Below are 5237 nucleotides of genomic sequence, written 5' to 3'. Positions count from 1 at the left end.
TTGCGCGCGTGGGTGGAGATCTGAACATCGCCAGCGTGCAGGATACGAGCGAGAGTTCCGCGCATCAGCAGAGCATGGGCGGTGGCATGAATCTCAGCATGGGAGGTGCGTCGGGAAGCGCGAACTATATGCGCGGAAATGCGAGCGGCAACTATGCGGGCGTGGAGGAGCAATCCGGAATTCAGGCAGGCGGCGGTGGGTTTGACGTCGGCGTGATGGGTAACACCGATCTGAAGGGTGCCTACATTGCGAGCACGGCGGATCCGTCAAAGAATCAACTGACAACAGCCACGTTGACGTTCTCCGACATTGAGAACCATTCGGAGTACAGCGCCAATAGTTTTGGTGTCGGCGGTGGGGCCACCGTTGGGAATGGCGGTGCGAACGAGCGTACGACGGGCAATAGCTCCGGCAAGAACACAGGTGGGATTTCTCCGATGTTGCCGCAAATGGAGAGCGGCAGCGAGCGGGCCACGACGCGCACTGGCGTAAGCGAAGGCACGATCACGCTGACCGACGAGGCGAACCAGAGGCAGGATCTGGCGAGTTTGAATCGCGATACTACTGACTTGAATGGGACGGTCACTCGCACACCTGATTTACAGGATCTGCTCAACGACCAGTCACGTCTGATGCAGGCAGCAACGGCAGCGGGTGAGGCCGTGGCGCGCGACATCGGGACTTATGCGGATAAGAAAGCCGATGAGGCGCTAAAGCTGGCGAAGAAGACCGACGATCCCGCGTTGAAGGCGCAGTACTTGCAGGAAGCGAAAGACTGGTCTGAAGGCGGCGACTATCGAGCAACGATGCACGCGGCAGGCGGGGCAATCGTGGCGGGTCTCGGGGGCGGCAATGCGCTGGGTGGTGCGTTGGGTGCGGGGCTGACGTCAAAGCTTGGTCCAGTGCTAAACAAGCTGAGTGACGAAATTAAGAATGCCAGTCCGACGGGCAACGCCGATGTCGATCGGGCATTGGGTCAGATTGTGGCGACGGGGGTAGGTACTGCGGTAGGTGCGGTGGCGGGCGGAACTTCGGGGGCGGTTACTGGGTTCAATACTGATCGGTTTAATCGGCAGTTGCATCTGGATGAGAAGCAATGGATTAACGACCGGGAATCGGCGTATGCGAAGAAATATGGATTGACGCCCGAGCAGGCGCGAGACGAACTGACAATGCAGGCAAATTTGCAAGTGCAGAGCGGTACGCCGGCCACCTGGAACCAACGCGCGAGTGACTTTCTGAGGCAAGCACATGGCATGTTGCCGGCTGACGGTAACAGCGGGCCAGGGTATATGTTTTTTGCGACACCGGAGCAGAAGGCGAACGTCGACATGTATGCGAAGCACTACGCGAACGGCACTGGGATGAATACGCCAGGAGGACAAGCGATCAAGGATTCAATGAGTCGCGAACAAGCGTATCGAGACGCCTATGCGAAGGGGACGATTGGAGCGGCAGCCGGCGCGGCAACGATAGCAATAGGCGGCCCTTTGGTGGCATTGCCCGGAACGCCAATTTTTAGCACGGGCGGGATACTTGGCCCCAGTGCGGCGGCATCGGCAAATGGCACGGGTGTCATCAGCGCGGCCATCAATGCGGGTTCGCAGTATGTTCAAAACGGTGACATCAATCCCGTGGACGTGGCCGGAGCGTATGTAACTGGCGTAGCTGGGGCGTCTGGAGGATTGATTAGAAACATGATTATTAACGCGATCGGTGGCGCAACGACGACGACAATTAATAATTTAATTCACGGAACAAACGAAAGCATATTAACACATACAATTAGCAGCGGATTATTTAGTTCAATTGGATACAATGCCGGATCGATAACCGCGAAATCAATTAATTCAATTATGCGGCCCACAATAGGAAATTCAAGCTCATGGGCGAAACCCGGAGTTTGGTCGAGGAGTGGTTACAACGTATTCAATCCAAATAGTTCCGCAACCATCGGTGGCGTATTCACCGGCGGAGCGTTGCAGGAAGTCGCGCAAAATAAGACAAAGAAAACTGAACACAAAAAATGATTTTTCGATTAGCTAAGGTTTTCTTTTACTCTACTTTCATTTGGCTCGTGGCCTTTACAATTTCTTGGTTTGGCGGAGGCTACGTATACGCCGCTTTCAGCGGTCTACGCTACTTTCCGGAATGGAGTGACGTTATGACGATAATTCGTCTTACTCTTGTTGTTTCAATGTTTCTCACATTACTGACCTGGATAAAAACGAGAAGCACATAACTGTGTTTACCTGCTAAACAAACGACTCGTTGATCACAGCTTGTTGTTATGTTTATTCGATGAAGCATCAACCAGGATCCGCATCAGCAGAATTTGCAAACCAGATCTCGCCTATGCAGCGGGTGGCGCTATCGGCGCCAATCTGAATGCCGACAAAGTCATTGTTCGCGTGGGCGGCGATCTGAACATCGCCAGTGTGCAGGATGCGAGCGAGAGTTCCGCGCATCAGCAGAGCATGGGCGGTGGCATAAATCTCAGCATGGGAGGCGCGTCGGGGAGCGCGAGCTATGCACGCGGAAATGCGAGCGGCAACTATGCGGGCGTGGAGGAGCAATCAGGAATCCAGGCGGGCGGCGGTGGGTTTGACGTCGGCGTGATGGGTAACACCGATCTGAAGGGTGCCTATATTGCGAGCACGGCGGATCCTTCAAAGAATCAACTGACGACAGCCACGTTGACGTTCTCCGACATTGAGAACCATTCGGAATACAGCGCTAATAGTTTCGGTGTCGGTGGTGGCGCCACCGTTGGTAATGGCGGTGCGAACGAGCGTACGACGGGTAATAGCTCCGGCAAGAACACAGGTGGGATTTCTCCGATGTTGCCGCAAATGGAGAGCGGCAGCGAGCGGGCCACGACGCGCACTGGCGTAAGCGAAGGCACGATCACGCTGACCGACGAGGCGAACCAGAGGCAGGATCTGGCGAGTTTGAATCGCGATACGGCTGACTTGAATGGGACGGTAACTCGCACGCCTGATTTACAGGACTTGCTGAGCGACCAGTCGCGTCTGATGCAAGCGGCGACGGCAGCCGGTGAGGCCGTGGCGCGCGACATCGGGACTTATGCGGATAGGAAAGCCAATGAGGCGCGAGAGCTGGCGAAGAAGACCAACGATCCGGCGTTGAAGGCTCAGTACTTACAGGAAGCGAAAGACTGGTCCGAAGGCGGCGACTATCGAGCAACGATGCACGCGGCTGGTGGGGCGATCGTGGCGGGTCTCGGAGGGGGCAATGCGCTGGGTGGTGCGTTGGGCGCAGGGCTGACGTCGAAGCTTGGCAGGGCGCTGAATGAGTTAAGCAACGAAATCAAGAATGCTAGTCCAACAGGCAACGCCGATATCGATCAAGCATTAGGCCAGATTGTGGCTACGGGTGTAGGTACCGCGGTAGGTGCGGTGGCGGGCGGGACTTCGGGCGCGGTTACCGGGTTCAATACTGATCGGTTTAATCGGCAATTGCATCCGACGGAGGAGCAGAAACTCAAGCAACTGCAGAAAGACAAATCGCCCGAGGAGCAATACAGGTTGGCCGCGGCGAGTTGTGCGTTGGTTCGCTGCGCCGACGGTGTCCCAGATGGGGATCCGAGCAAGTCCGTTTTGCATCAGTTGCAGATGGACGGGGCGGAGTTCACGGCAGAGCAGAATACGTTGAAGCGGGCTGGTGCCTTTGACGGATATACCACAATAGATAGCCTGAACGACAATTTCGATCGCTTCCAGATCAGCAATCGCGCTGTCGGCGCGGTGCAAGGCATGATGGGTGCTGCCACTGCCGCCGCCGCCATTGGCGCTGGCTGCTCAAGCGTTGTAGCGTGCGGCGCAGGAGCTCTTGTTGCGGGCACTAGCGTCGACTACTCTAAAGCTGGATTTACGCAACTTGTGAATGGCAATGTCGCGTCAACCTACGGCGAACTGGCACTACAGAGCCTAGGTTTAAGTCCAAAAACGGCGGCGTATACCTATGCTGCTTTGAGCATGGGGGTGGCGGTCGCTGGCGCAGTCGTGGAAAATCAGGCCGTTCAACAGATTGCCGGGGCTAATAACGCAGCTAGGCAGTCATATACAGCGATCGAAAAATTTGGTGCGCAAGGGATACAGCCGGATGCCGGTGTAATGGTCTCAACTCAGGCTCAGGATCTTGTCGGCGCATATCTCAATGCTGGAGTTTCATTGCCAGATGCCGAAAAGTTCGCCGCGGGCTTAATTCAAACAGGTACAACGTTGCCTTCTCGGCTTGCCGTGAACGCCGATACCGAGCTCATTAAAGTTGTTCCTCGAGGGATGTTTAGCGGAGATGTTGTCACGCCGTATTCACCATACTTTGTGACTAGGGCTGAGTTCGACGCACTATCAAAATTTTCCGCCGAACAGATTGCGGCTAAGCTTGGCCTTCCGGCTGAGCAGGCTATTCGAGGGGCGCAGATGGGATTTGATGTGTATTCGATGAAACCGTTACCCGGGGCCGAACCGAAAGTGTTTACGAGCAAAGTCGCGCCTATTCAACAAGGGACATACTCGGCACCAGGCGGAGCACAGCAGGTGTTGGTGCCGAGCCGAAACCAGTGGACGAATCCGAATGCGAACAAGATCGGCGAAATAAAAGGTAATCGCTGACCACGTGGTTTTAGTGAGAATCGCACGTTATTAGTGGAGGTAGCACTTGAGTGAACTTTCTGACCGCATTCTGAAAAATGTTCGTGCCGGAGCGTACGAAGACGCGTACCGTATCGGTAACGAAGTGTTAAGCAAGTCCAGAGAGGATGCCGATGTTATGGCAGCCATGCTAGAGCTTTCCGCGCACCTTCGGTCGGAATGTATGTCGCTAGCAGTACAAAAAATGGATTGCAGTCAACAGTATGTATCACTTGAAAATTTGTTGCGAAGAGTTAACGAGCTTACGGGGCAAGATATGTATGGATCATTCGAATCAAAATAACTCGAATGGCCGTCGAATTGGATTCTAGAAAGCAAGTGCGGGCGTTAACGAAGAACGCATTGAATTCCCCCATATTCAAGAAGGTCAGTTGGTTTAATTTAAGCACTTAAGACAAAGAGTTCTGGCTTCACGTTGGCGGTTAAGTCGCCTGTGATCGACGCGATACAGAACGTTGCTGGGCAGGTTCGCGCGGCGGCCGACTCCGGCGGCGATGCGCGCGTTTCGGCCTTGCGAGGTTACGCGGCGGCCAGTGGCGCCGTCAGCGCGCTTGGCGAAGG

2 protein-coding genes and 1 pseudogene are annotated in these 5237 nt (G+C 55.1%); all 3 read left to right on the top strand.

Translation table 11 applies throughout. The annotated features are described in order from the left end of the window. A pseudogene (locus tag PEP31012_RS23795) lies at positions 1-2030 on the top strand (hemagglutinin repeat-containing protein); the annotation flags it as partial. A gap of 252 nt (positions 2031-2282) precedes the next feature. Next, a complete protein-coding gene (locus PEP31012_RS23410; RefSeq protein ID WP_246171450.1) occupies positions 2283-4637 on the top strand; it encodes a hemagglutinin repeat-containing protein in 2355 nt (784 codons plus the stop codon). A 46-nt stretch (positions 4638-4683) separates the two neighbouring features. After that, positions 4684-4959 carry a hypothetical protein gene (locus PEP31012_RS23405; RefSeq protein WP_150591602.1) on the top strand — a complete coding sequence of 92 codons (276 nt, stop codon included), beginning with the start codon at positions 4684-4686 and terminating at the stop codon, positions 4957-4959. Positions 4960-5237: the final 278 nt, after the last annotated feature.

It is taken from the genome of Pandoraea eparura (assembly GCF_902459725.1).
Taxonomy (GTDB): domain Bacteria; phylum Pseudomonadota; class Gammaproteobacteria; order Burkholderiales; family Burkholderiaceae; genus Pandoraea; species Pandoraea eparura.
The sequence above is the reverse complement of the archived record's forward strand: the minus strand, read 5'-3'. Positions and strand labels throughout refer to the sequence as shown.